Origin of the sequence: Kosakonia oryzendophytica (assembly GCF_027886705.1) — a bacterium.
Taxonomy (GTDB): Bacteria; Pseudomonadota; Gammaproteobacteria; order Enterobacterales; family Enterobacteriaceae; genus Kosakonia; species Kosakonia oryzendophytica.
This window is the reverse complement of sequence record NZ_CP115659.1, coordinates 2767690-2792707: the sequence shown is the minus strand read 5'-3', so window position 1 is coordinate 2792707 and position 25018 is coordinate 2767690. Positions and strand designations below refer to the sequence as shown.

Annotated in this window: 20 protein-coding genes; 10 read left to right on the top strand and 10 right to left on the bottom strand. The window is 53.9% G+C overall.

Annotated features, from left to right (window positions below):
* Position 1: 1 nt before the first annotated feature.
* The 5 genes from O9K67_RS13485 to O9K67_RS13465 form a co-directional block, all read right to left on the bottom strand.
* Entirely contained in the window at positions 2-1831 is a 1830-nt protein-coding gene (locus O9K67_RS13485; RefSeq protein WP_061495518.1) for a hypothetical protein, read from the bottom strand.
* 75 nt (positions 1832-1906) lie between these two features.
* Positions 1907-4051 (bottom strand): hypothetical protein, encoded by a 2145-nt coding sequence (locus tag O9K67_RS13480; protein ID WP_061495520.1) that lies wholly within the window; start codon positions 4049-4051, stop codon positions 1907-1909.
* A gap of 21 nt (positions 4052-4072) precedes the next feature.
* Positions 4073-5509, bottom strand: a complete 1437-nt coding sequence (locus tag O9K67_RS13475) for a hypothetical protein (RefSeq protein WP_061495523.1) — start codon at positions 5507-5509, stop codon at positions 4073-4075.
* A gap of 2 nt (positions 5510-5511) precedes the next feature.
* Positions 5512-7263 carry a hypothetical protein gene (locus O9K67_RS13470; RefSeq protein ID WP_061495526.1) on the bottom strand — a complete coding sequence of 584 codons (1752 nt, stop codon included), beginning with the start codon at positions 7261-7263 and terminating at the stop codon, positions 5512-5514.
* Positions 7264-7267: 4 nt separating this feature from the next.
* The gene (locus O9K67_RS13465; protein ID WP_061495529.1) at positions 7268-8866 is read right to left on the bottom strand and encodes a hypothetical protein; all 1599 of its coding nucleotides are present in this window, start codon (positions 8864-8866) and stop codon (positions 7268-7270) included.
* Positions 8867-9696: 830 nt separating this feature from the next.
* On the opposite strand from O9K67_RS13465, the gene O9K67_RS13460 reads away from it, so the two are divergent.
* The 8 genes from O9K67_RS13460 (at position 9697) to O9K67_RS13425 (ending at position 19270) form a co-directional block, all read left to right on the top strand.
* A complete protein-coding gene (locus O9K67_RS13460) occupies positions 9697-11304 on the top strand; it encodes an ABC transporter substrate-binding protein (RefSeq protein WP_061495531.1) in 1608 nt (535 codons plus the stop codon).
* A complete protein-coding gene (locus tag O9K67_RS13455) occupies positions 11282-12244 on the top strand; it encodes an ABC transporter permease (RefSeq protein WP_061495533.1) in 963 nt (320 codons plus the stop codon). Before O9K67_RS13460 ends, O9K67_RS13455 begins: the two co-directional genes overlap by 23 nt.
* On the top strand, positions 12237-13100 hold the full coding sequence (locus O9K67_RS13450) for an ABC transporter permease (RefSeq protein WP_061495536.1): 864 nt from the start codon (positions 12237-12239) through the stop codon (positions 13098-13100). The genes O9K67_RS13455 and O9K67_RS13450 overlap by 8 nt, the downstream gene beginning before the upstream one ends.
* Positions 13097-14779: a dipeptide ABC transporter ATP-binding protein gene (locus tag O9K67_RS13445; protein ID WP_061495539.1), complete on the top strand. Its 1683-nt coding sequence runs from the start codon at positions 13097-13099 to the stop codon at positions 14777-14779. Before O9K67_RS13450 ends, O9K67_RS13445 begins: the two co-directional genes overlap by 4 nt.
* A gap of 105 nt (positions 14780-14884) precedes the next feature.
* Positions 14885-15952, top strand: a complete 1068-nt coding sequence (locus O9K67_RS13440) for an AI-2E family transporter (protein WP_061495542.1) — start codon at positions 14885-14887, stop codon at positions 15950-15952.
* Positions 15953-16325: 373 nt separating this feature from the next.
* Positions 16326-16682, top strand: a complete 357-nt coding sequence (mdtJ, locus tag O9K67_RS13435; protein WP_061495546.1) for a multidrug/spermidine efflux SMR transporter subunit MdtJ — start codon at positions 16326-16328, stop codon at positions 16680-16682.
* Positions 16669-16998, top strand: a complete 330-nt coding sequence (gene mdtI / locus O9K67_RS13430; protein ID WP_061495547.1) for a multidrug/spermidine efflux SMR transporter subunit MdtI — start codon at positions 16669-16671, stop codon at positions 16996-16998. The genes mdtJ and mdtI overlap by 14 nt, the downstream gene beginning before the upstream one ends.
* Positions 16999-17107: 109 nt before the next feature.
* Positions 17108-19270, top strand: coding sequence for a putative bifunctional diguanylate cyclase/phosphodiesterase (locus tag O9K67_RS13425; RefSeq protein WP_061495549.1), 2163 nt, complete (start codon positions 17108-17110; stop codon positions 19268-19270).
* A 1-nt stretch (position 19271) separates the two neighbouring features.
* Here the strand turns inward: O9K67_RS13425 and O9K67_RS13420 are convergent, their stop codons facing one another.
* The 4 genes from O9K67_RS13420 to O9K67_RS13410 form a co-directional block, all read right to left on the bottom strand.
* A complete protein-coding gene (locus tag O9K67_RS13420) occupies positions 19272-20099 on the bottom strand; it encodes a trypsin-like serine peptidase (protein WP_061495551.1) in 828 nt (275 codons plus the stop codon).
* A gap of 101 nt (positions 20100-20200) precedes the next feature.
* Positions 20201-20248, bottom strand: a complete 48-nt coding sequence (locus O9K67_RS24830) for a hypothetical protein (protein WP_456298817.1) — start codon at positions 20246-20248, stop codon at positions 20201-20203.
* A 130-nt stretch (positions 20249-20378) separates the two neighbouring features.
* The gene (asr, locus tag O9K67_RS13415) at positions 20379-20777 is read right to left on the bottom strand and encodes an acid resistance repetitive basic protein Asr (protein WP_061495553.1); all 399 of its coding nucleotides are present in this window, start codon (positions 20775-20777) and stop codon (positions 20379-20381) included.
* Positions 20778-20952: 175 nt separating this feature from the next.
* Positions 20953-22437 carry a carboxypeptidase M32 gene (locus tag O9K67_RS13410; protein ID WP_061495556.1) on the bottom strand — a complete coding sequence of 495 codons (1485 nt, stop codon included), beginning with the start codon at positions 22435-22437 and terminating at the stop codon, positions 20953-20955.
* 132 nt (positions 22438-22569) lie between these two features.
* Between O9K67_RS13410 and O9K67_RS13405 the strand changes: the two genes are divergently transcribed.
* Positions 22570-22662, top strand: a complete 93-nt coding sequence (locus O9K67_RS13405; protein ID WP_263096755.1) for a KPN_01571 family protein — start codon at positions 22570-22572, stop codon at positions 22660-22662.
* A 62-nt stretch (positions 22663-22724) separates the two neighbouring features.
* On the opposite strand, the gene O9K67_RS13400 is transcribed toward O9K67_RS13405, so the two are convergent.
* The gene (locus tag O9K67_RS13400) at positions 22725-23975 is read right to left on the bottom strand and encodes an MFS transporter (protein ID WP_061495560.1); all 1251 of its coding nucleotides are present in this window, start codon (positions 23973-23975) and stop codon (positions 22725-22727) included.
* 118 nt (positions 23976-24093) lie between these two features.
* Here O9K67_RS13400 and O9K67_RS13395 point away from each other — a divergent pair, with 118 nt between their 5' ends.
* On the top strand, positions 24094-24990 hold the full coding sequence (locus O9K67_RS13395; protein WP_061495563.1) for a LysR family transcriptional regulator: 897 nt from the start codon (positions 24094-24096) through the stop codon (positions 24988-24990).
* Positions 24991-25018: the final 28 nt, after the last annotated feature.

Genomic DNA, 25018 nt, shown 5'->3' with positions numbered 1-25018 from the left:
CTTAAATGAGTTTGGCAATATCGATAAAATCAGCATCCGTGGTGGTGTTGATGCGCGGATCGTTACCGTTGCTGTGATCCGGCTGAAACTCGACCAGGATTTCCAGGGCAATGGTGCGGCAGTCGGCGTTCAGTTGGTCGGCGGAGAATGACTGCGGGTTCTCGCCATCTTCAGTAAACATCTGCATCTGCTGGAGCACGGGACCATCAGGCCCGCTGTTGTAGCTGAGAAACACTGTGGCTTGTCTGACAACCTGCCAGTCAAACCCGGCGGCAACCTGTAATGTGCGTTGCGGGTAGAGTGCCGAAAAAATGAAAACATCCTGCCCGATAGCCTGACTCAGCGTGGCCGGGATATGCGGGGCGTTGGCGGCATTGCTGTACTGCTTGGTGACGTCAAACTGCCAGAGATCCGCATCCGGAAGCATCAGCGGGTAATTGACGTGCGTGGTGTGTTGATCGAGCAGAAAACTTTTCGCAATGCGATTGTTTTTCTGCCGCAAATGCTGGCAGATGACGGTGACCAACACCGAGTCATACCAGTCCCAGTTAAAGCGCGACTGCGTTTTGATCGTAAAGTCATAGCGCGCATATAACGATTCGACGTCGAGGAAGACATCCCCCAGCGAGGTGCTCATCGGCCCGGAACTCACGCTCGCCAGGCCGCCAATGGGCTGCTGGAAATAGACCGTAAACTGATAACTGACCGGCCAGATCATTTCGCCGGTGTTGGGATCGAGAAGGCTGGGGCGGGTAAAGGTTTGCGGCTGTGACGCAGCGGCGTTGAACTTGAGTGCCTGGTTCTGCTTGCCATAGGTCATGTTTGCCACCACCAGCAGAATATTATCGTCAAGCTCCGGGTTGAGCAGATGCACGTTGACCGTACGATGAGCAAAAAAATCATCTTTCAGATCAATGAGTTCAATCACGCGTTGTGGCTGATAATCGCTGTTTTCGACCAGCACACCCAATAGCGCCTGCGGGTAGAGGGAGCGCTTGACGGCGGTGGTTTCCGAAAGCTTCGCACTCAGGCGTCGATTATCCGTCTCCTTCAGCGAGACCTGCTGTAAATAAAAGCCAAAACGGGGTGGTGCCTCGGGCGCCTGATGGGCAAATGCCGGCGTGAAAAATTCACTGATTAAAATATCTGTCAACTCTTCACCGGCCTGAATAATATGACTGTCGGGATCGCTCTGGCGGGTCTTAATCTTGACAGTACGCTGGCTAATCAGCGTCGAGGAAATATCCTTAATATCAACCGATAAAATAAGGATGTTAAATCCCACGCTGGTTTGTAAATAGTCGTACACCTCCTGCCAGTTTGCTTCCAGCTCAAACGTTGAGGGCGGTAATTGTTGCAAATAATCCACTTTATAACTTACGGCAACAGGGGCGGACTGCGGAGATCGTAATAACGCCACCAGTACTTCAATATCCTCTTTTTTCGCTATTCTGCCGAATAGATAACAGACTTGCTCATTGCTCAGCGAGGCTCTGTTCGGTTGCTCAGGCAGTATGCCAGGAATATTTAAGGTTGCCGTACAGGCTATCGCCTGCAAGGGTTGCAGTACGGCATCCGGCGGGATCGCCGGACAGGATCTTGCCGCTGCCTGCGCCGCAGCCTGACTGCTGGCCAACTGCGTTTGCAGTGACAGCATGGCATAATACACATCGTCCGGGTCGCTGCTGTTGCGAAAGACCTGCAACTGCACGGCGGGCGTGTTGTCGGTATGAAGAATGCACGTCGGCGTGGCCGCAATATAATAAAATATCGGGCGCTCCACCGCGACAGGAATAAAAGCAATATTGTTCTGAATAATGATATTGGACATGGCAGTTGTCCATCTTAATAAAGAGAGACCGTCGCCAGGGAATGCATCAGCGCATTACCCTGGCGGGAAATATCGCTAGCACTTAACAAAAACAGTGGTGCCGGTGAATTTATCCTCAATCTCTTTTTCCGGTTTTTCGTTATAAACAATGGTTGCTTTATAACTGTATTCAGCATCGTTACCGGCCTCATCCGCCATGACTTGCACAGTGAGTGATTTGACGATGGTTTTTTTGTTCTCCGGGAACTCATCTACCGTCAGATTTTTGGTGATTTTAAAATGGTACCGCGGATAGTCGATATACAAGTCGAAGGAGATAAACGCCACGTTTTGTTCAGGGATCTGGAACACAATGTTAAAGTTCTGCTGCCGTGGCAGCGCGTTTTCGATCTGGATTTGATTGGCTTTGGTAGTGGCATAATCCGGCATCTGCGAACTGGAGTCTGAACCCGGCGGCACATAGGTCAGTTTACTGCCATCGACGGTGTGGTAGTCGGCGGTGAAGAAGATCGGTTCTTCCTGTTTGATCCCAATAGGATAAATATAGGGCTGTGGCGGGTTTTTCTCGGTAACGATTTGGTTTACCGGGTTCTCTTCAATGCCATGTTTGGGATCGGAATACTGCGTTTTAACCACCACCTGTTCGAAGATTTTCCAACCCGCCGGTGAGATCAGCGTGGCGATATCTGCATAGACGATACCGCACTGGGCGACGTTGATGGTTTCCACCAGGCTATCCACCACTTCGATCGGCCCGGAATGGTAGGGTTTGGCATGGACGCCGGAGAAGTTCACCACGTAGGAGTAGCTGTAGACGCGACCGAGTTTCTGGTCGACATACCAGTAATCCGTTTTTTTCGGCTTATCGTCATCTCTGTCGAAGGTCAACGTAGAGGCTTTATCGCCATATTTCACCGTGACGATAACGTTTTCAATGTTGTATTTCGCCAAGTCGCGGGTGACATAGAACTCCGGTTGCAGGTGACTGTAGAACGGGTCGTCCAGATCGTACTCTTTAAAGTAGTCCTCCAGTTTTTCACCTTTCTTCAGGAGCGAAAGAATCGAGGGGAGTTGCGTTTGCGGCGCGATGGTAAAGGAAACCACGGCGTTTTCTGAATAGACGCGGCTGAAACTTTGGGTATCTTTCAGGCTCTCTTTGAACTTATCGAAGCCGCCAGCATCGTTCAGCAGGTTCAGGCTCATATCCAGACCGGTCTGGCTACTGAGGATCTGCTCAACCTGTTTCTGCCCCCACAGGCGAAGCGACTCTTTCCAGGCGAGGTACTGCTCCTGGCTCATGCCCAGTTCCTCTGCCCCCAGGTCGATCTCCACTTTGGAGGTGATGGCCTGCGCGTCGAGGTATTTTTGCTCGATTTTCTTCTCATCAGCGGACCAGGTGTGGCGATCGATCTCTTGCGTCACCTCTTTGGTTTTTTCGCTGCTATAGCTGACGGTAACGCTTGCCGCCGGGAGTGAGGCATCCAGCGTGAAGTTAAAGCGGACGCCAACGCTGGCATTTTTTTCTGAGCCTTTCAGAACCTGTTCGAATAGCGTGGCGCCTTCACCGGTCAGCGACAGGCTAAATACGGTATCGTTGTCACCCAGGCCCGATGGGGTCAACACCGTGGGGATCTCCCGGTAAAACGCTTTGTTATTATCGAGGATCAAGGTGGCCTGCGCAGTGGTATAACGCGGCTGTTGCAGCTTTATCTTTTTCGCTTCATCGGGCATCAGACGGTTTAAGAATTGATCATCGCCTTTGCTGGGGTCGTACAACTCCTCATAGACACTGGCCTGCTCGGCGGTTAAACCGGTGTTTTTCAGCGCGGTATCGCGATCTTTTTCTTTTGTTTTGTTGGTCGGATCGTCTTTAAAGGCTTTATTGGCCTTCACATACTTCACAATCAGCGTCGATTTAGCGCTCAGCTGCCCTGAAATATTGTTATAGAGCAGGGCGCGGATCTTATCTTTCATCTCCTCCGTGGGCTGGGGCAGGTTAACGGTAAACTGCGCATAGCCGCCTTGCTGGTCGGTGCTGCGGTACTTGTAGAACATAAACTGTGGTCTGCCGTCCCGGGCGGAAAAGACGGGAATTTCGGGCACGACGTAAAAAACGTTCTTGTCATTACTGTCGGCATAGCAGGTATAGGCATATTCAGTGAGGCCTAAATAGCTGCTGACGGGAATTTTGACAGATTGCTGCAATGCGGTCGTTAACATGTGCGTTTCCTCTCAGTGATGTTACTTGATGTACTGCAACACGATGGGGCTGACGGTGGACTGCTGTAGACCTGATTCATATTTCTTCGACCAGTGAGACGCCGGTACGCCCTCCCAGCGATACTCAATGCGCCCGTTCAGGTTTTCGGCATGGGTATTCAACAACCAGGTGCTTTGCCACTGGTTGCCGGAGAACTGAAAACTGGTGGAGACTTTTTTCAGCGAAGAGGTGGCAGGGATCCAGGTGGCGCTGCCGTTGATGCTGGCAAACACGGTTGCCAGATGGCTGGCATCGAACACCACCGTATTCACGCCAATATCGGCTGGCCAGAGGGTAATGTCCTTCTGCCAGAACAATGACTTACTGAAGGTGGAGTAGTCAGCGAAGGTCACCGTCAACGTGATGTCGCCGGGGGAACCTTCGTTCTCCAGCGTGACCGGGGGAAATGAGGGCCACTGCATGGCCTGCGTTTGACTGCCCCAGCGTAATTCGATGGCGGTTATCTTGTACTCGCTGGCTTTAAAGCCCAGTTGTACAGTGCAGCGAGTGTGCTCAACGGGTTTATCGGGTCTTGAGGGTTCCGGCAGCGGTGTTGGGCTGTAGGAGACGATCGTGTCAAAAGGCAACTGACTGAGCAGCGGCGCAAGATCCTGGTCATACTCCAGCAAATAACGCTGCGGCACACTGTGGCTGTAGGTGATGTCGTAAGTGATCTGACGGGGTAACTGATCAATATTGTTTACGTTTTTTAAGGTGTTGCCAGTAAGCAATGCCGCGAGGTTCACCAGTTCGCTGCGTACCAGCGCCTGGGTTTCCGCAGAGGGTGAATTGTCATAGTGGTGAGTGAGCGTGATCGCGCCAGCGTCAATTTGCTGATTAATCAGCGCAATCAGTTCCGGCGTCTGGCGGATGCCCTGCGTGACCGCCAGACGTAAAAAAGCGAGCCAGTCTGCGGCAAGCGCGCCGTCCGCCTGACAAAGGACCAGAAACGTCGTGAGCGTGTTAAGAAACACCTGGTTCGCCGTTCCCTGAATCGCGCCCGCCAACTGGCTGCTTTCGGCATGGGTCAGCGCCAGTTTTGCGTCGCTGAATTCCAGCCGTCTGGAGGTACCGTCGGCGCTGTTAACAAAACGCAGACCAAGGGCGATTTGACTCTCGCACTGCATCAGTTGGACGTTCTGCAACCCTGGCGCAATATGCTGTTCGATCCACGCAACGATGGCCCCCCGGTCGACGGGAAGCTGAGGTGAAATAAACGTGGCGAGGCCGCCGCCGGGGCTGGTTATCAGGTGCAGGGCGCTCACCGGCGTATTCTGCATATCCAGTATCAAGTCTGGGGTGAAGCGGCCATAGGCGTACACCGTCGGTGGTTGGGTTTGATCGTGAAAAGCAAACGCACTCTCCAGCAGAAAAAAATCCTGCAATGTTTGCTCCGGGTTGAGGTATTCGGCTGTCATGGTTAGGCCTCTATATCGATCGTCTGATCGCCGCTTACGTAATCTGACCACTCGCCAGCAGGTCGCCTGTAACGAAAACCCGCGGCGAATATTGACGTCACGATCCAGCGATACTCAAAAGTGGGTTGTGAGTGGGTAAACGCATGTGCCTGATCATCGTCCCGTCCCTGCGCCTGAAACAGCAGCTCCACGTAAGGCATCGTTGACGGAAAGTGAACGGTAATCAGCGCACACTGTGCGCCAAATTGCGGGAAACACCAGGCGCCAATGGTGGTGCTTAACATCACGGGTGTCGGCAGCGGGACGATGCCCGGCCCGGATAGTTGCTCAGCGCTAAGCTGTGCGTGATCCGCCTTGTCGAGTAGCGGATAGCTGAACCACTGCGCTTTCTCCGTTAACAGCAAGGGGACTTCCTTATCCTGGCTGTGGAAGATGCCGCTTACCCGGCAGCTGGAGGCAAAGCCGGGATCAATATTGATGGTTAAAAACGGACAGGGTAGCGCGTTGTAGCCCAGTACCAGCGTGTTGCCACTAAAGGGAGTGCGCTCGCCGATCAGAAACTGACGACCGTGCTCCCCAGACCAGGTCATGCGCACCTGGTAGTGATAACTGCCCGTTTCGTCCGGGTTGTTGTTATAAAACTCACAGGTTAAATGGGTGGTCGTTGCCTGCAGTAACAGCGTTTTTGTCTGCTCAGTGGGGTACAACAGCCCGGCCGGGATCGTTATCTGCACATCGATATTGACACCATCGCTCAATCCCGGCGGCCAGGTATAGAACAGATTGAATGTCAGCTTGCCGTCTGGCATCGGCAGCGGCTCGGGATAATGGAGAATAGCGTTGATGTCGACTTTGGCGATCTGCTGCGCGGCGGCAAACGGATCAAGGGTAAAACAGAGCGGGCGGCGGGTGAGTTCCTCCCGGAACAGTTCAATAACATCGTGCCCGTCATTCGGCGTTTTCAGGCCAATCCACGGGGTATTGCTGTCAACAGGGCCAGACCACGGCTGACCGTAGCGATTGTACAACCGGTCAAGTAACGCCTGACTGAAGAGGCGTATCAGCTCCGGATCCGTTGACGTTAACACCGGCGTGATGTTAAGCGGAAGCCGGGTAAGATGTTCAGCAAGATACCCGGCCAGTTGCAGATAATTAAAAATCACCCGATTGTCCGCCAGCCGCTCACTGCCTGGTACATTGTCGGCCAGCACGCCAATCAACGTTTTAACGTTCGTGTCGACGGTATAGTCCAGACGCGGGGAGACGCCGATAACCCCGCCATCCATCCGTGCGCGAAAGCCGGTAATACCATCGCGTAGTACTTTTTCAATCAACGCCGCGCTATAGACATCCAGCAGCACAATAAACTGGATATCCTGCGCGGCATACCACGTCGGATCATAGGGTTTGTCGGTCAGCGTGGAGGCGTGGTCAGGTGGTGCACTGAAGCCAAGCTGGTCGGGCGACACCGGCAGCACGCGGATGCTGGAGTCCGGGTGCTGACGGCTGAAATTCACCAGCGTCGTTTTGTCGGCAAATTGCAACTGGCAGGTAAACGCCAGTTTGCCGTAGATCACTTGCAGGCTATAGCTGCGGATAATATCCAGCGCAAACGCCAGCGGTGGCGGTTCCGTGGCAAGAATGGCGCTACTCTGCGGGTAGAGATAGAACACGCCATCTTGCTGGTAATCCGCAACGAAAAGGTGATCGTCGCTGGTGATGATCTGTTGGAAATCCGGATAGCCTTTGTACATGGCGCTACTTCCTCATTACCGCACGGTAATTCTGGTAATCCTGATGCCATTCGTCGGGCAATTGAGCCAGCACATTCACCGGACGCTGGTTGTACTCTTCTTCGTACTGCCACTGCATCTGGCTGTCGCCCACCAGTACACCGTTGGCGTACAGTGTGCTGCGTCCTTCCAGCCCATCGGCAAGGGGATCGTCGGTCGACAGATGCAGGTTATAAACGTCCTGTTCATGGGTTGTTGTCTCAATGGCGTCAATGGTGAACTCACCTTCATGTGTTATCAGGCGGTGTTGCGGCGTCAGTTCCTTTGCCAGCACAACACCGAGGGTGGTGCAGATGGGGTGCCCGGCACTGGCGGTCAGGTTTTGTGCGCCATGTGGCGAGGTAAAATGAAGCACCCGACAATCGGATTCCTTACCGCGAATGACATCTTCCACGCGTAAATAACGCTGCTGCTGGGATAATACCCATTCGCCAGGCACAATCGTTTCGATACTCTTCTGACTGCCATCCCGCATAATGACTTGCGTCCCTTTGGCCAGACAGCCATAAACAATTTGCATGGGCTTTATGGTGAACGTATTAAGAAAACGCTGTTCGGGTAATACATTTTTGGGTGCGTTGGTAATAAAACTGGCTACGTTTTTCCCACCAACGGAAACGCCCATTTTGAAAATGTAATACACATTTTCACCCGATTGAAAATCAACCGTTTTAAACTTCAGCCAGTCCAGGTCCCAGGAAATACTATTGCCATTGATTTGCGTTTTCGGGCTGTTAAACACATTCACATCACTGAGCGGCGTAATAGGATCGCCACCAGCCCGCGTGCGAATAAGGTAAATGGCGTTCCAGGCATTTACCGGTTGCCCGCCATTCATGTCAATGTTATTTAAATAGGTGACCTGACCTTTAATGGGAACGCTGACCACGCCGTTATAATCATGCCAGTAATCGCAGTCGGCAGCCTCGCGGGTTAAACAAATTTTAATCTGGCTATTCTGTTTCAGATCGGTGGGTGAGGTATTAATGATTTCTTTGGGATAACTTTGCGAGGCAATCACTTCTGCGCCAAACACCGTTTGCTGATTAATGGTCTGTGCAAAGGTATAAATTACGGCAACGTTTTCTGTGTTTTCCTGCGGAGCGCGGGAATAAACACCGCTGGCCTGAATATGGCAATCCGCCGCGTTAATATAGGACTTGGTGTAATTTACCGCCCCCACGCTGTTGGCATCGCTGTCAAACAGCCCCAACGTTTGCGTGACATTGGTGGCCTGGGTGGGCAGCGATCCCAGCGCATCAGCGGTGTAATTGCGCCCATCAAGGGAGTTAATATCGACAATGCTATAAACCGGCACAGCCCCATTGACGCTGGCTTGATCACGTTTTCCAGGGCGGCTTTTCAACAACATGACGTCGTTCCACTGGCGGCTAAACGCCGGATAATTGTTCGGGGTGATACCCGCCAGTGCGAGTTGAATAGCATAAAAGCGCACCAGCAAAGGGTCATTGGCATCAATCGCGAATGTGCCTTTGTTGCCGTATTGTGCGATCACTTTTTTGACGATATCTCTGTCGTCATTGGAGTAGCTGAGTGTCGTCATACAATAATCCAGAAAACGAGGGAAAAGGTGCCCCATTCCCATACGGGAAGAGAGGATAATTATGTTTATAAATACCGATTTGTTGCTGTAATAAAAATGGTCAATAAGCTTTTGCATCAACGTATTATTGATGGCTAGTGTTCATTGTTAAATGACTATTGTGTTTTACACTATTTTGAATAGTGCATTAAGCATGGCTTAAATTGCGTGAGATAAAAACAGATGAAACCCGTTGATTCCCATTGCATTAAACCAGGGTTATTATTACTTTCCGTAATTGATTGCTGCCTGCAATAGCATATATTTTAACGAGCATGTGACTACCTCAGTAATGGTATTTAATCTGCTTCTTTTGCAAGACAGTTTTGAGGTAACTACGTCATTAACAATATGCAGCAATAACAAAAAAAACAACATCGAGGATCAAATAAAAATATTAACTATTTAAATCATGTGGTTAATGTGTTTTGATGGAATTGTTATTGTCGGTTGTCAAAATAGTTTAATGATTAAATAGCCTGCAAATAATGCTGTTGAAACATTGTTCCGGGAGAGGTGAGATATATATGATGTCTGATATAACATTCATTAATGTATACAATATAGGTCGGCGAATATGATAACGCGTAATTAGAGAATAGGCATCGTGAATCAGGTTTCGAGCAGATGAATCTGAAAGAAAACGGATTAACAGCACGTCACATCCATGGGGGGCTGACTGACGAGTGCTTATTTCTGGCAAAGGATAGACGTTTTACATCGTTTGCCGGCGGTTTTTTTCTTCCTAAGATGGTTTCGCGCCTTCACAAATCAAAAAGGAAGAACAAGAGATGAGAAAACGCGTCATTGCCGCAGGCCGTATCGTCAGTTTATCCCTGATTTCCGCCATCGTTCTGGCGGGTGTTGCCTTTCCGGGTTACGCCGAACCGCAGAAAGGCGGCGTGCTCCATGTAGCGCTGGGGAGCGATACGCCGATTATCGATCCGTCAATCACCGCCTATTCCGTCACCGCATTGGTGACACGCAACGTGGTAGATTCACTGGTGGGCCAGGCGGAAGATAACCGCTTTACACCGTGGCTTGCACAGCGCTGGGAAGTTAACGACAACAATACCGAATACACTTTTCATCTCCGCCAGGATGTCACCTTCAGTGATGGCACGAAATTGGATGCTGAAGCGGTAAAATACAACTTTGACCGAATTCTCGACCCGAAAACCACCTCCAGCTATTCCAAATCGTTGCTGGGCCCGGTGGCGTCGATTACCGCGCCGGATCCGTACACGGTAGTGATCCGTTATAAGTCTCCGTTTGCACCGTTGTTGCAGGGCTTAAGTTTGCCCTATTTAGGTATTCAGTCACCGACCTACCTGAAAAAGAGCGCTAACACCAGTAACACGGTGGTGGGGTCCGGGCCGTTTATTCTTGACTCCTTTGTGAAAGGCAGCGGCAGCCGTCTGAGCAAGCGCGCGGATTATCACTGGGGACCGGGCTACGCCAGTCATCAAGGACCCGCCTGGCTCGATGGTATTGAGTTCAAGTATCTGCCGGAATCTGCGGTACGCCTGGGGGCGCTGAATAGCGGTCAGGTGCAGGTGATCGACGCCATTCCACCGGTGAACTACGCGCAGGTGAAAAATAACCCGAAACTGGATGTCATTACCCGGGAAAACCCCGGTGTGCCGCGCGTCCTTTATCTGAATAGCGACACCGGCATCTTTAGCGATGTCAAGGTGCGCCAGGCGTTCCAGAGCGCTATCGATCGCACATCCGTGGTGAAGGCGGCCTTTTTCGGCATTCTGAAACCGGCGGACAATATCCTCGGGCCTGCGACGCTCGATTACGATCCGTCGATTGCCGGTAAGTGGGGGTTTGATCTGCAAAAAGCCAATCGCCTGCTGGATGAGGCAGGCTGGACGCAAAAAGATGGCGAAGGTTATCGGCTGAAAGAGGGTAAGCGTTTGTCGGTGCAGTTCAGCTACGCCTCCAGCGATGTGGAAGCGGCGGATGTGACGCTGTTTCAGGCGATTCAGTATCAGGTGAAGCAGGCCGGCTTTGAACTGAAACTCGATCCGCTGGATTCCGGCATCCTCAGCAGTCGCACGGCGGCGAATCACTATGACATTATCTCGAACTACTTTGTTCGCCCGGAGCCGGACATTCTGCGCACGGTGTTTCACTCCAACTACATTCCGCCAAAAGGGAACAACTTCAGCCGGGTAAAAGCGCTGGACAGTCAACTGGAGACCGCCGTTGGCGCCAGCGACGCGGAGCGTAAACGCCTCTATTACGCCATCCAGCAGCAGATCATTGATCAGGCGTGGGCGGTGCCGATTTATATTCCGGCGTATCAGTTGGGTAAATCGAAACAGGTGCAGGGTATTAGCTGGGCCACTAACGCGAAGCCGAACTTCTATGATGTCTGGATCCAACGTTAAGCTGCGGGCCGCAGGCAAACGGCTGCTGACCATTTTCGCCGTGCTGTGGGGCGCGGCGACGCTGACCTTTATTGCCGTGAAGTTGATCCCTGGCGATCCGGTGGCGATTCTGATGGGCAGCGCCAACAGCGTCGTGGATGACAGTTTCCGCGAAACGCTGACCCGCCAGTTTGGTCTGGATAAGCCCCTCTGGTTGCAGTACCTGCGCTATTGCGGCGAGGCGCTGACCGGCAACCTCGGGCAGAGTTATCAGTACCGGTTACCGGTGGCGCAGGTGATTGGCGGAGCACTGCAAGAGACCGTTCCGTTGGCCGTGAGCGCGTTAACGCTGGCGCTGCTGTTGGCGGTGAGTAATGCGCTGCTGACTGCCGGGCGCAACCCACGCCTGCGCAACCTGCTGGCCGGGCTGGAGCTGATGTTGCTCAGTACGCCGGTTTACTGGATCGGCATTGTGTTGTTAAGCCTCTTCAGCTTTAGCCTGCAGTGGTTTCCGGTGACCGGCAATGACGGCTGGATGTCGCTGGTGTTGCCGGTCGTAACGCTCAGTTTGCCGCTGGCGGCGATGCTCAGCCAGGTGCTGCGCGATGGGCTGGAAGAGGCGCTTTCCCAGCCGTTTGCTGTCACGGTGCGCACGCGTGGCGTCAGTGAAACGCGCCTGCGACTGCGTCATGCGCTGCGCCATGCGTCACTGGCGGTATCGACCCTGACCGGCACGCTGCTGGCCAGCGTGCTGGGCGGCTCGATCCTGACGGAAACGGTCTTTGGTCGCGCAGGGCTGGGCCAGGTCACCCTCAGTGCGATTGAGAACCGCGATATGCCGCTGGTGCTGGGCGTGGTGATGTTCTCTGCGCTGCTGTTTGTGGTGATCAACCTGCTTATCGATGCGCTCTATCTGCTGATCGATCCGCGTCTGCGAACAAGGAGCCACGCCGATGAGTGATTTTCTGCTGGCGGCTTCCCGCCGCGTACGTGCGCGTTACCGCAACCCGTGGCTGACGCCAGGCACCCTCATTCCCTTATTGCTGGTGCTGCTGCTGAGCGTGGCCGTGTGCTTTCCGTCGCTGTTTACCCCTTACCGGCCGGACGATATGGATCTGGGGGCGATTTTACAACCGCCGGGGCTGAAGCACTGGTTCGGTACCGATCAACTCGGGCGCGACGTCTTTGCTCGCGTGGTGTATGGCAGCGCGTTGTCGTTGGGTATTGGCGCGGGCGCAACGCTTATCGCCAGCACGGGTGGCATTCTTCTTGGCACTCTCGCCGGGTTGGCCCCTCGTGCGGTGCGCCAGACGCTGGTGCGGCTGCTGGATGTGCTGCTGGCATTCCCCGATCTGTTGCTGGCGCTGCTGGCGATCGCGGTGCTGGGACGCGGGCCGGAGAATACGTTACTGGCGGTCGGGCTGGCAGGCATTGCCGGTTATGCGCGGCTGGTGCGCGCGCAAGTGTTGCAGGTTAGGTTGTCCGGGTATGTGCAACATGCGGTTGCGCTGGGAGAGTCGCCGCCGACGATTATCCTGCGCCATATCGTTCCCAATACGCTGCGCCCGTTACTGGTGCTGGCAACGGTCGGAATGGGTTACGCGGTGCTGTCCGCGTCGGCGTTGAGTTTCCTTGGACTGGGCGTTACGCCGCCCACGGCGGAGTGGGGGGCGCTGCTTTCCGAAGGGCGTAATTTCCTCGATAGCGCGCCGTGGGTCAGTCTGCTGCCCGCCAGCGTTGTCGCGCTCTCCGTGATCGCCATTACGCTGCTGGGGCGGCGTTTGCAAACCATTATGGCCAAAGGCGGTATCGAATGAATACAGAGATCCTGCAACAACCGCTACTGCGCGTGGCGCAGCTGAGCGTCAGTTTTCCTTCGCCGCAGGGCGTGGTGGAGGCCGTAAAATCACTTTCATTCAGCGTCAATCCTGGCGAAGTCGTGGCGCTGGTAGGCGAGTCCGGTTCGGGGAAATCGGTCACTGCCCGCACGCTGGTAGGACTGGCAGGCGTTGGTGCGGTGATCCACGCCAGTGCCTTAACCCTGAAAGGACGCGATGGCCAGGCGCAAGATCTGCTGAAGTGCGATACCCGACGCTGGCGGCAACTGCGTGGGCGGGAAATCGGTTTTGTCTTACAGGATGCGCTGACATCGCTCGATCCGTTGCGTCGTATTGGCCAGGAAGTGGCGGAACCTCTGTTGACTCACGGGCTGGCGCGAAAAGCGGAGGTCAGTCAACAGGTGGCAGCGCTGTTGATTCAGGCGGGGATCCCCGATCCGCACAATCGCATGGCGCAGTACGCTCATGAGCTCTCCGGCGGCTTGCGGCAGCGTGCGTTAATTGCCTCTGCGCTGGCGGCCGGTCCGCGTTTGTTGATCGCCGATGAACCGACCACCGCGCTGGATGCCACCGTGCAAAAACAGGTGCTGAAAGTTTTCCGCGCGCTGGCGGATGCCGGGCATGGCGTGCTGTTGATCACCCACGACCTGTCGGTGGTTGCGGATATTGCCGATCGGGTGGTGGTGATGCAACAGGGAGAGGCGGTGGAAAGTGGCACGGTGCAGCAGGTGTTGCATGCGCCGCAACACCCCTATACCCAACGTTTGTTGGTGGCTATTCCGGGCGCGGGCACGCGTGGGCAGTGGTTGACCGGGAGCGATCCGTTGGCGCATACGCCGGTACGTGAGCATGTCGTGACCGGAAGTGCAACGCCCGTGCTGGCGGTGGATAACGTCTCACAGGCGTTTTCATTGCCGGATGGCGGCGTATTGCAGGCGGTGAATAACGTGTCATTGCAGGTGGCCTACGGCGAGACGTTGGGCATTGTTGGTGAATCCGGCTCCGGAAAAACCACGCTGGGTAAACTGATGCTGGCGCTGCAAACGCCACAGCAGGGCGAAATCCGTCTTGGCGGGCAGGCCTGGAGTACATTAACCGAACGTCAGCGGCGTCCGCTGCGTACACGCATTCAGACCATTGTGCAGGATCCGCTCGGCTCCTTTAATCCGCAATACACGGTGGCGCAGTTGCTGCAACAGCCGTTGCGGTTGCATACCACGCTTTCTGCTCCGGCGCGTCTTGCCCGCATCGAAACCTTGCTGACGCTGGTGGGGTTAAGCCGTGATCTGCTGAGCCGACGCCCGACAACATTATCCGGTGGCCAGCGGCAACGCATTTCCATTGCTCAGGCGCTGGCCTGCGAGCCGGACATCCTGATCTGCGATGAACCGGTCTCGGCACTGGATGTGACCACGCAAGCGCAGGTGTTGGATCTGCTGGTGGCGCTGCAAAATCGTCTGCACTTATCGATGGTGTTTATTTCACACGATTTGGGTGTCGTGCAGCATATGAGTCACCGTATTGCGGTGATGAAAGATGGCGAAGTCGTGGAGAGCGGCGGGGTGGAGCAGGTATTCAGCGCGCCGCGTCACCCCTGGACCCGGCAGTTGTTATCTGCCGTGGAGCCGCTGCCGTTACGTCATTATTCAGCCGCATAGGTATCTTCTTCTGGCTTCAATACATCCTGTGGTGGCAGACATTGTTTTTACATTCCGGGGTCAGGTCACTACACTTGGGGGCAGTGTAACCAATGGATGGCCCGAATGACGACGCTAAAAATAAACAACTTCTTCTTTATCATTTTGCTATTGCTGGTCAGTGTGGCGTTTTTTGCGCTTATCCAGCCGTACTATTCCGCGATTATTTGGGCGGTGATTCTGGCATTAATTTTTTATCCATTGCGCATGCGTTTGTCGGTTCTCCTGCACGGGCGTAACGGTATCGCCTCGCTGATTACCGTGTTGCTGATTTGTGTGATCGTGTTTATTCCGATGATGATCGTGCTGTCGTCACTGGCGGTCGAAATAAATAATCTGTATCAGCGCCTGCAAAATAACGCCACCGACCTACCGCAGTTATTAAGCAATGGTATTGCGCATCTGCCGGAATGGGCGAGAAATTATCTGCGGGAGAACGACTTTGATTCAGTGATGGCCATCCGTGAAAAACTTTCCGGCGTTGCGCTAAGCGTTGGGCGTTACCTGGCCGGGAGCGCAGTGATCATTGGCAAAGGTACGTTGGGGATCACCATCAATTTCTGCTTAATGGTCTATTTGCTGTTTTTTTTATTGAAAGATGGCGCGCATCTGGTGCGTAAAATCTATGAAGCGATGCCGCTGTCGGCAAAAATTAAACGCCGCTTGTTTCTGAAATTTGCGGGTGTGGCACGGGCTACCGTCAAAGGGACGCTGGTGGTGGCCATTGTCCAGGGGGCGCTGGGGGGAATGGGTTTCTGGTTCGCCGGTTTCAACGGCAGTCTGCTGTGGGCCGCGCTGATGGCGTTTTTGTCGTTGATTCCGGCGGTAGGAACCGCGATTGTCTGGATCCCGGCGGTGATTTTCCTCTATTCCACCGATGAACTTGCTACGGCAACAATGCTGACGCTCTATTTTGTGGTGGTGGTAGGGTTGGCCGATAATATTTTGCGTCCGCTGTTAGTGGGGAAAGATACCCGCATGCCGGATTATTTGATCCTGCTTACCACGCTGGGCGGGCTGCAATTCTTTGGCATTAATGGGTTTGTGCTGGGGCCAATGATTGCCGCATTATTTATCAGCTCGTGGAATTTATTGGCGGAAGCGCGGGCCAGCGCTGTAAAACAGCAAGAGTAGCAGAAAGCGCGCCGCTGTCTGTATCAAGCGGCGCGTTACTGTCGGCGTAAAGAAGTGCAAAGCTTTTGAGTAAATTCCTGGCCTGTGATAGAAATAAACCGTGTTTAACTACCGGGGACATATTATTCTGCGACGATGAGAAGCAATTTGCGGATAATTGTAATGATATGGATATTCCATTCAGCATTTTCACTTCTGTTTTTTCTCTTTCCAATACCTGCTGCCCGCTCTCGGGCGAACAATACTGGCGCTCGGCGCTCTAGTTTTCTCTCTGCCTGAACTGGCCGCTTACGCGCGGCGGATATTTCTGTTGATCCGGTTTGCCGAGGTTCGGTAAGCCGCAAAGGATTGTATTCTCAAGCAGGAGAACAAAATGATTTATTGGATCTTCTTAGCGCTGGCCATCGTTGCGGAAATTACCGGCACATTGTCGATGAAATGGGCAACGATGAGCGAGAACCACAGCGGTTTTATTGTAATGCTGGTAATGATTGCGCTGTCATATATTTTCTTGTCATTCGCGGTAAAAAAAATCGCCCTGGGCGTGGCGTATGCATTATGGGAAGGCATTGGCATAGTATTGATTACTGTGTTGAGCGTCCGTTTATTTGATGAACCGTTATCGACGCTAAAAGTGGCGGGGCTAACAACACTGGTGCTGGGCATTGTGTTGATTAAATCAGGGACGCGCAAAGCCGTGTTCCAGGAGCGTGAACATGTCGCAGTTTGAATGGATCCACGGCGCATGGCTGGCCATTGCCATCGTACTGGAGATCACGGCGAATATTTTTCTCAAATGGTCCGATGGTTTTCGTCGTAAAGCCTTTGGTTGCGGATCGCTGCTGGCGGTGTTGGCGGCGTTCAGCGCACTGTCGCAAGCGGTAAAAGGCATTGATCTTTCCGTGGCTTACGCTCTGTGGGGGGGCTTTGGTGTTATCGCTACGCTGGCGGCGGGCTGGATCCTCTTTGGGCAGCGTCTGAACGATAAAGGCTGGTTGGGGTTGATATTATTAATCGTCGGGATGACACTGATTAAACTTGCCTGATGTGATCGCTGCCCGTTATTGCGGGCAGCGAAATTCGTCGGCTGTATTACGCTTAGAATACCGTGACGCACTGCGGCTACTTTTTCGGGCCACCATTAAGAGGCGGCGAATGTTTAATCCGTTAAGCTGGCGAAATATCCCTACAGCCCGAACCCTGTTTATCATGATTTTTATGGCAGGGATTGGCCTGATTATTTCCGTTATCGCGTTACTCTATCTCTCGTTACACCTGATCAGCACCAAGACCAATGAAATTGATCAGCATCGCACGGCGCTCTCGGTGCAGGGGGCGATTCAGACCGCAATTAATCGTACCCGTTCGCTGGTGATTGATAACGCCGTTTGGGATGACGCGGTGCGTGAGACTTATCGCCCGCAGCTTGATCTTCAGTGGCTGTTCACGACCTGGGGCGCGGGTTTCAAAGTGGATAACCTCTATGATGGTACCTTCGTGCTGGACGAAAATTTCCGCGTGTTATGGGGCGCGTTTCGTGGAGAACCTTTCAGCGAAAGCAATCTCGCTTTTTTTGGCGACGGGTTGGTGGCGTTAATCCGTAACCATGCGCAGTCGTTACAGTCCGGGCAGGAGGTTTTTGCCGGTCTGACCCGAACCCGCGAAGGGGTAGCATTTGTCAGTATCGGGCTTATCCGCCCGATGGTGGGCCGCCTTGAGGTATATGACCAGACCCGCCGCTATCTGGTTATTACCCGACATCTTAACGCCCGCATCCTGAGCGATCTCGGCACGACCTTTCAAATTGAAAACCTGAGCTATTCTCCAGACGTAGTGACAACAACCAGTATTCCAGTTCGCGGATCCGCAGGTGAGTTGCTCGGCTATCTGAGCTGGAGGCCGGGTTTACCTGGCGTCCAGGCCGCTCGTGCAGCCGCCGGAGATATACGCCACATTGCGATGCTTGCCTCTGCGCTGATCCTTCTGTTTATTGCCCTGAGCAGCGCCGGGTTATATAAGCTGGCGAAAGAAGAGAAAATCGCGCGCAAAATTGCCCTGACGGACTGGTTGAGCCGCTTGCCAAACCGACGCGCACTGATCGAACACCTGGAGCAGTTGAGTGCGATGGGTGACAGTGAACTGATTAGCGTGGTGTTTATCGATCTCGATGGTTTTAAAGATATCAATGATATTTACGGGCATGATGTCGGCGACAGGTTGATTGCCACCCTTGCCCAGACGCTGCGCGAGAAGATCCCTACCGATGGTATGCTGGCGCGGATGGGGGGAGACGAATTCGCGATGACGCTCAGTGGGCCGTGGTCGATGGAGAAAGCGATCGAATTTGCCGAAAGCGTGTTGCAGTACCTTACGGCACCGGTCCGTATTGGTAAACGGACGATTCATATTGGTGCCAGTATTGGTATTGCCAGCGGGACGTTGGTGGAGTGCTCTAGTTCGGAACTGTTTCGCCGCGCCGATATTGCGATGTATCACTCTAAAATGACCGGCAAAGCCTGTATGACACTTTACAATGCCGAACTGAACAGCGCCCGCGAGCGGCAACTGTTGATCGAAAATGACATTCGTGAAGGGCTGGAGCGCGAGGAGTTTGATGTCTGGTATCAACCGATTGTTGATGCCCGTACGCAGGCGATGATTGGGGTGGAAGCTCTGGCGCGCTGGCCGCGTCGTCCGGGCGGTGAACTGAAGCCCGATGATTTTATTCCTGTGGCCGAAACCAGTGGCCTGATTTATGCGCTGGGCCAGTTTGTGCTGCGGCGTGCCTGCCAGCAATTAATGCCATTGAGTACGCTTAAGCTGTCGGTAAACATCTCGCCCGCGCAGTTTCGCGATCCGGAATTTGAAAACAAAGTGGCCAGCGTGCTGGGCACAACCCATTTTCCCGCGCGGCGGTTACAGCTTGAAGTGACGGAAACCTACGTACTGGAAAACCCGGAACGCGCGCGTGCGGCGATCGCCAATTTAAAAGCGCTGGGGACGGCGGTGGCGCTGGATGATTTTGGCACGGGGTATTCAAGCATCGGTTATTTACGGCGTTTTAATTTTGACACCATCAAAATTGATAAATCACTGGCCGGTCTGGTGGATGATGATGAACAGGCGTCGGTGCTGGTGAGTGGCACCATCCGTATCGCCAGTGCGCTCGGCATGCAGGTGGTGGCAGAAGGGGTGGAAACAGAGAAACAGATGAAACTGCTGCGGCTGGCCGGTTGCGACCAGCTACAGGGTTATTATTACAGTGCGCCAAAACCGTTGAACGAGATTTTGCAACTGCCATTACAGCAGCAAGGCTGAACTAGTCGTTCTCTTTCGCCAGTGCTTCCAGCTTATCGCGGAACCCGGTGACGGAAATGGCCCGGTTGTCGGCGCGCCAGCGATCTTTTGCCGCGGGCGCTGAGCTTTGCACGGCAATCAGTTGCCAGCCGTCATCGGTTTTCAGCATCAGCGGCGAACCGCTGTCGCCCGGCAACGTATCGCACTGGTGCGACAGTACCGTATTTTGCGCCCACCCCGTCACCACACAATCCTGATGGCTGTATAACGTATCGAGGTGATCTTCCGGATAGCCGGACTGCGTCACTTTACGATCGGTTGCTTTCAGCGCCGCAGTGAGCGCATCTTTATCACCGGCGAACAGCGGCAGTGGCGTAATGCCGGAAGGCGGGTTACGCAGCACCACCAGCCCAAAATCCCAGGACGCGGCAGAAGAGGGGACGATCCAGCCGTCGCCGTCTGCTTTCAGGCGGTGACCGAGCGAGGAATCGACCCGACCTTCAATATCGTGAATTTCATAGCGCCAGACGCCTTTTTGCGACACAAAACGCAGGGCGACGGCCTTATCCGCTTTACCGCGCGGCGGCGTTAACAGGCAATGCCCGGCGGTTAAGGCCAGGTGAGGAGAAATCAGCGTAGCGGTACATAAGTTGCCGCTGGCGGTTTCCAGTTGACCAATCGCATCCCATGGTGCTTTGGTCGGTGTGGTGACCCGGACACGATCATCATGTCCGAAAAACAGCGTCTTCACGTCGCTGGCGTTTATGGCGTTATCATCGCCTTCGTCAGCATGCCCAACAGCGGAAAACAAAAGCAGCGGTCCCAGCAACAGCACAACGGTTTTTCGCATATCACACTCGGGTGGGGGTAATTATGATTATTAAACGTAAGCCCAGGTTAATAAATATAGACGGGACGTGAAGAAAGTGGGAGTAAAATCAGCGCACTACATCAGTAAAGATAGAACTGGATGGCAATGATCGCGCAGATAATCAGCATCGCCAGGATCACTTCAAAACGATAACGTCGCAGCATATGCCCTCCAGAGAAAAGCGGCGCTTCGCCCGAAGGGTCAGCGCCGGTTAAACACGGCGCTCATACGTTGAGCGCCGGATTCAATCACGTTTACTTATGCAGCCGGTTGTGCAGCCGGTTTAGCAGTGTGTTTTACGTGTTTAGTATGTTTTACGTGTTTTTTAGCAGCCTGCGCCTTCTGTTCTACAGCTGGTTTGGCAGCTTTTTTGTGGTGTTTTTTAACTTTTGCAGCCTGAGCTTTCTGTTCTACAGCCGGTTTAGCGGCTTTTTTGTGGTGTTTCTTAACTTTTGCAGCCTGAGCTTTCTGCTCTACAGCCGGTTTAGCGGCTTTTTTATGATGTTTCTGTACTTTTTTCACTGGTGCGGCGGTAGTGGTGGTAGTCGCAGTCGTGGTTGCAGCCGGAGCCGGAGTTGTAGTCGCAGTGTCGGCAGCGAAAGCAGCAGAAGACAGACCCATTGCAGCGGCAACAACCAGAGCTAATACTTTTTTCATTCCGATATCCTCGAATTGGTTTCTTCATTCAACCCCACTGCGGGGCCGTTGAAAGAACTATATCCATAAAAATTCACCACTTCCGTGAGTGATTGGTATCGGCATGTAACGGAATGTACAGCGGGGATGTACAGCGAAAAATAGCGCGCCGGAATGCTGCTCCGGCGCGGGTTTACTACAGGTAGCGGCGGGTAAGATGCTCGCGGAAATAGCGCACGTTGAGCGCCTCGCCAGTGGCGTTTTCGATCAATTGTTCGGTGCTGAAGCGGCTGCCATGTTGCCAGATATTTTGCCGCAGCCAGTCAAACAGCGCGGTGAAATCGCCGGCGGCAATGGCCTCATCCAGCCCCGGTAGCGCGTTACGCGCGGCATGGAACAGTTGGGCTGCATACATGGCACCCAGCGTATAAGAGGGGAAATAACCAAAGCCGCCATCGGTCCAGTGAATGTCCTGCATACAACCGTTACGGTAATTGCCTTCGGTGGAGAGCCCCAGCCATGCCTGCATCTTTTCGTTCCACAGCGCCGGAATATCCTCGACCTCAATCTCGCCATCCATCAGCGCGCGTTCGATCTCATAACGCAGGATCACGTGCGCCGGATAGCTGACTTCGTCTGCATCGACGCGGATGTATCCCGGTTTTACGCGCTGATTCCAGGCAATAAAGTTGCGCTCTTCAAAAGCTGGCTGCATTCCGAAACGCTGCACGATGGCAGGTTGCAGGCGGCGTAAAAAAGCATCGCTGCGCCCGAGTTGCATTTCAAAAAAGAGGCTTTGTGATTCATGAATGGCGGTGGAACGCGCCAGCGCAATGGGCTGGCCTGGCCAGTGACGCGGCAGGTTTTGCTCGTAACGTGCATGCCCCGTTTCATGCACCACGCCAAACAACGCGCTCAGCAGCTCATTTTCATCGTAGCGGGTGGTAATGCGTACATCTTCCGGCACGCCGCCGCAGAAGGGATGCGCACTCACATCAAGACGCCCGCCATTGAAGTCAAAACCCAGTACCTGCATGGCCTGCAATCCCAGTTCACGCTGCCCGTCGATGGGGAACGGCCCCTGCGGCGCAAGCAGCGATTGCTGTTCCTGTTTTGCAACGGCTTTCTGCAACAGGTCTGGCAACCAGGTTTTCATATCGCCAAACAGTTCATCCAGGCGGGCGCTGGTCATATCCGGCTCAAATTTATCGAGCAGGGCGTCGTAAGGTGTGCAGCCTTTGGCGGCCGCGCGCAGTTGTGCCTCTTCACGGCTCAGCCTGACGACCTCTTTCAGGTTGGCGGAAAAACCGGCCCAGTCATTATTGGGGCGCTGCGTACGCCAGGCGTGCTCGCATTTGCTGCCCGCCAGCGACTGCGCTTCCACCAGCGCTTCCGGCAACAGGGCTGCTTCCTGGTAATGACGGGTCATTTCACGCAGGTTGGCTTGTTCAATATCGTCCAGATCTTCTTGTTGCGCGGCCTGTATCCACTGACCGGTTTTTTTGTCGGTCAGGATCTGATGGCGCAACACGCTGAGTTCTGCCAGCGCTTCTCCCCGCGCGGCGCTTCCGCCTGGCGGCATCATGGCGAACATGTCCCAACTGGCGATGGCGGCGAGATGCGAAAAGCGCGACAGGCGAAGAAACGTGCGGGTGAGCTGTTGATAGTTTTGCTTGTCCATAATGCCTCTGGTTGTGTTTTTTTCTGCAATAACCACCTAAAAGTAGTAGTTATGCTGCCGATAATGGGATTTGTACCATAATAGATAAATCTTATTTACATCACCAAATAACAACACAGCGCAGTAATAATCATGAATCCATTTGTATGGGTAATCTTTGCTCTGATGGCGCTTGATGCCGTGCGTGAGCTGATGGGCGCCTCGTCCGTATTGGGGTTGTTTTAACGGGCTAACAGCGCAAATAAAAAACCCCGCGCGAGGGCGGGGTCATGACGCTTTTCGCGGCATTATTGCAGGCGAGCGTGGAGTCTGCTGCCTACCAATACCGCGATAACCAGCATTGCTGCAATAAAACCGCCCACGCCATTCCAACCGTAACTGTGCCAGAACACCCCACCTAACGTGCCCGCCAGGCTGGATCCCAAGTAGTAGCTGAACAAATAGAGTGATGAGGCCTGGCCTTTGGCGCGTTTTGCACGCGGCCCAATCCAGCTACTGGCGACCGAGTGGGCGGCAAAGAAACCGGCGGTAAACAGCAGCATGCCGGCAAAGATCAGCCACAGCGACGAGAACAGCGTTAACAGCAAACCCATCAGCATTATGCTGGTGGCACCCATCATCACCGGGCCACGACCATATTTACTGGTCATTGCGCCCGCTTTCGGCGAACTCCAGGTCCCCGTTAAGTAGGCCACGGACAACAGCCCCACCACCGCCTGGCTCAGCGTCCACGGGGATTGCATCAGCCGGTAGCCAATGTAGTTAAACAGCGTGACGAACGAGCCCATCAACAGGAAGCCTTCCAGAAACAGCAGCGGCAGGCCTTTATCGCGCCAGTGCAGGCGGAAATTGATAAACAGCGTTTTCGGGCGCAGCGATGACGGGCGAAAATGGCGCGATTCCGGCAAAATTTTCCAGAACATCAGCGCCGAGGCCAGCGCAAAGCAACCAATGGCCGCCAGCGCGATACGCCAGTTAAAAAAGTCGGTAAATACCCCGCTGATCAGGCGTCCGCTCATCCCGCCGATGGAGTTGCCGCTGATATACAACCCCATGGAGAAGGCGACAAAACTGGGGTGGATCTCTTCACTTAAATAGGTCATGCCGACCGCCGCCACGCCGCTTAATGACAGACCCAGCAGCGCACGCATCACCAGAATGCCGTGCCAGCTGGTCATCATGGTCGACAGTAACGTACAGCAGGAGGCGAGTAACAGTGCGGTCACCATCACTTTTTTGCGACCAATCGCGTCCGACAGCGGGCCAGTAAACAGCAGGCCAATTGCCAGCATCGCGGTCGAGATAGAAAGGGAGATACTGCTGCTGGCGGGCGAGACGCCGAATTCATGGGAGAGCACCGGTAAAATCGGCTGTACGCAATAGAGCAGAGCAAATGTCGCTAACCCGGCGGAGAAGAGCGCCAGCGTCACGCGCATAAATTGGGGGGTACCACGTTTAATAAACTGTCCCGGCACAGAAACAGGTTTTTCGTTAACGACGCTTGCCGGCGCGGTGTCAACGGTAGTTGTACGACTCACTCGAGATCCTTAGCTTTTCATCCCGTGATTTTGGTGACGGGCTTACCACGTCATAAGGGTATGAAATGTGTAATATTCTGTCTAATATATTAATAATCTCAAATAAGACTTATTAAATATGAATATCGAGCTTCGCCATCTACGCTACTTTATTGCCGTTGCCGAAGAGTTGCATTTCGGTCATGCCGCCGCGCGGTTGAATATCTCGCAACCGCCGCTGAGCCAGCAGATCCAGATTCTGGAGCAGCAAATCGGCGCGCGTCTGCTGGCACGCACCAACCGCAGCGTATCGCTGACGCCTGCGGGCAAACAGTTTCTGGCCGATAGCCGGCAAATCTTAAGTCAGGTGGATGACGCCGCGGCTCGCGCGGCGCGTTTGCATCAAGGGGAAACCGGTGAGTTACGCATCGGTTTTACCTCATCGGCACCCTTTATCAAAGCTGTCTCCGACACGCTGTCATCGTTTCGTCAACGCTACCCGGATGTACATTTGCAAACGCGGGAAATAAACACCCGTGAACAGATAGCACCGTTAAACGAAGGGGGCCTGGATTTGGGGTTAATGCGTAATACGCAACTGCCGGAAACGCTGGCATGGCAGGTGATCTTGCGTGAACCGCTGCTGGCTATGATCCACCGCAACCACCCCTTAGCCGCGCGTGAGGCGGTATCGCTGGTGGAACTGGCGCAGGAACCGTTTGTCTTTTTCGATCCGCATGTGGGCACTGGCTTGTATGACGATATTCTTGGGCTGATGCGCCGTTACCACCTGACGCCGACGATTGCGCAGGAGGTCGGCGAAGCCATGACCATTATTGGTCTGGTGGCGGCCGGCATGGGGGTGTCGATTCTGCCTGCCTCTTTCCGGCGTGTAGAATTGCGTGAAATGCGTTGGGTACCGATTACCGAACCGGATGCGGTGTCGGAAATGTGGCTGGTATGGTCAAAACACCATGAACAGGGAACGGCGGCGGCGCGTTTTAAACAGCATCTGCTTGCCGCGGCGGGCGGATGATTTTTGCACATAAGTCCTTGCAAAATGT